This window comes from Shewanella sp. 11B5 (assembly GCF_002836795.1).
GTDB classification, from domain to species: Bacteria; Pseudomonadota; Gammaproteobacteria; order Enterobacterales; family Shewanellaceae; genus Shewanella; species Shewanella frigidimarina.
The window spans coordinates 1-2,372 of record NZ_PJAP01001078.1; the positions used below are offsets into that span (position 1 = coordinate 1).

Annotated in this window: 2 protein-coding genes and 1 pseudogene; all 3 read left to right on the forward strand. The window is 37.2% G+C overall.

Annotated features, from left to right (window positions below; genetic code table 11):
• Positions 1 to 13 precede the first annotated feature (13 nt).
• Complete coding sequence (locus tag CXF78_RS20515) at positions 14 to 442, forward strand: MaoP family protein (RefSeq protein ID WP_011636954.1); 429 nt, start codon at positions 14 to 16, stop codon at positions 440 to 442.
• Between the two features lie 446 nt (positions 443 to 888).
• Positions 889 to 1,800 (forward strand): porin family protein, encoded by a 912-nt coding sequence (locus tag CXF78_RS20520; RefSeq protein ID WP_011636953.1) that lies wholly within the window; start codon positions 889 to 891, stop codon positions 1,798 to 1,800.
• A gap of 153 nt (positions 1,801 to 1,953) precedes the next feature.
• Positions 1,954 to 2,372, forward strand: a pseudogene (locus CXF78_RS20525) (GGDEF domain-containing protein); the annotation flags it as partial.

Here is a 2,372-nt window from a genome sequence, read left to right on the forward strand (position 1 = left end):
GAAGGTATTAGCCATGTCTCAGCAATCATTTATCAATGCAAAACAAGGTATTGATGCTAACACCAATGGTCATAGCAACAGTTTTCAATCTACTAAACGCTTCTATGATGACGTGAATTTCCCAAAGGGATTTAAACGTTGTGGTGATTTTACCAATAAAGAAGCTGAGTTGCTTGAACAACACGGTCAAGCAATGAAAAATTTAGCCAATGGTTCGCAGTTACCTTGTAATGTTGACGAAGACCAATTTGTTAACGTTTTACAGGGGAAAAAACCTGCATCAACTCCAATGGAGTTATTGTGGTCTAAATATTGTCGTCTAGCAAAAGGCAAACCATTTTATGCTGTTGTTGGGACAATTCATGCACCTGCAAGCTCTAAAGTTGAAATTGAATTTGACGATGTAGAAGAAGATGCTTCAGACACCGATGAGTCAGAGTAAACCATCTTTTAACTGCTAAAGTCGCCGCTCACAGCATTTAACATTGCTGTAACACAAATGATAAAAGTAGAGTCAACTTTCTGCTCTACTTTTTCGTCTTGTCACATATTTGTCACCCACCGCAATTACGCCAATGCTCTGGCGCCTTTATACATAGCGACTCTTCACTAAAATGGTTGCTTTTACACCGTAGAGGTCAAGCTATTAACGAAAACTTGATTTAGCGCAATAATCCTATACAAATACTTCACAATTAGTAACAAAGTGTTAGTATATGCACTGAACAGTTTGTCGTTTTTATTTTAACTTAATGTTTATGACTGCGCATTTTGATAACCCTTATTTTGGATATCTGCGTTGAATAGATTAGGTATTAAATTCGACAAAAGCATCATATGAAGACGCATATCCTGTGATATAGAAAAAATAATAAATGCGGAGTTTCAATGATAAGAACTTTTTTTTGTATAGTGTTATTGATATTAGGTACTCGAACTGCTTCGGCAGAGACGAACCTATCAACTAACGACTCAACAGTCTCCGACAAATATACTCTTGATGTCGGTATGTTTTATGCTAACTCCGATTCAAACTTCATCGTTACAAATCCTAAAACAGGTGGAACATTCCCAGTAGATTTTGAAGATGAACTTCTACTTGCTGAAGAGCAATACTTACCCTACTTTGAATTCACATTCTCTTTCAACCAACGCCATAATATTTATATTGATTGGAAGTCGTTAGATCGCAAAGCCGACACAGAAACGGTATCACAAGATTTTATTCTTGAAGATATTGATGGAAAAGACTACCTGATTGAAACTGGCGCTAAACTGAATACCGAACTTAATATTGATATTCTGCGAATTGGTTATGGTTATGACATTTGGCAGGGAACTCATTACGCTGTTGGAGTATCCGTTGGTATACATACCATGTTTATCGAAACCGCTTTTAAAGGCACTATCGGTATTTGTGTCCCAGATTCAACCTTAACCAGTTTATGCAGCAATGCAGTTGCCACACCAGAAGTTATCGACGACACTCTAACGGCACCTCTTCCAGACATTGGTCTTTACGGCTCCTACGAGTTTTATCCTGGTTGGACATTTGATGCTCACGCCCAGTATTTTGCTATCAAATATGATGATGTAGACGGATCACTGATCGATATCCGCTTAGGTGTTGAAGCTAAAATTTGTGATAATTGGTCATTAAAACTGGCTTACAACTATTATGATGTCGATGTCACTATCGAAAAAACACGTAATGTCGGTAATATTGAGCAACGTACCTTTGATTACAACATAAACTACAGCTTTACTGGCCCAATGTTTGCGGTCTCTTACGTTTTTTAATATGATTCAAGTCACTAAAAAAGCATCTTCGGATGCTTTTTTGTTATTTGTATCACTATAATATCATGGTGCAAAACCTGCTATTATTGTTATATTTACTTCAATTGTAGATTTTTTCAAAGTCTTTCCTTAGCCCGGATCATGAGGCACTTAATGTCGAACACACTACTGCAAACCGCTGCAGCCAATTTGAAAAAAGCTGTTCCGTTAATGTTAAAATATAGAATACCCACAACGCCAACAAACTACGCGCTTTGGTATGCTTACGTGGGTGAACAAAACCCGTTACTCAATCAAGAATTAGATACAGCAGTCAAACAACATCAAACCTGTTCACCTGTGACCAGCGAATTATTATATCGTAAACATGTGGCTGACCCGGTTGAGCTTGATGTGCGAGACATGCGTAAAAATCTTGATGCGATGGTATGTGAATTATCTCAGTCACTCAAAGATACTAATTTGGACACTGAGACATTTCAAAATCAAATTGATAAAGATTTTAAGAAATTAAGCGACCTCGAAAATCAAGGTTTCTCGTTAGAGCAAGTGATTGGTATTGTAAGAAATAT

Coding starts and splice junctions, on each gene's coding strand:
- CXF78_RS20520 (WP_011636953.1), top strand. CDS start 889: ATGATAAGAACTTTTTTTTGTATAGTGTTATTGATATTAGGTACTCGA.
- CXF78_RS20515 (WP_011636954.1), top strand. CDS start 14: ATGTCTCAGCAATCATTTATCAATGCAAAACAAGGTATTGATGCTAAC.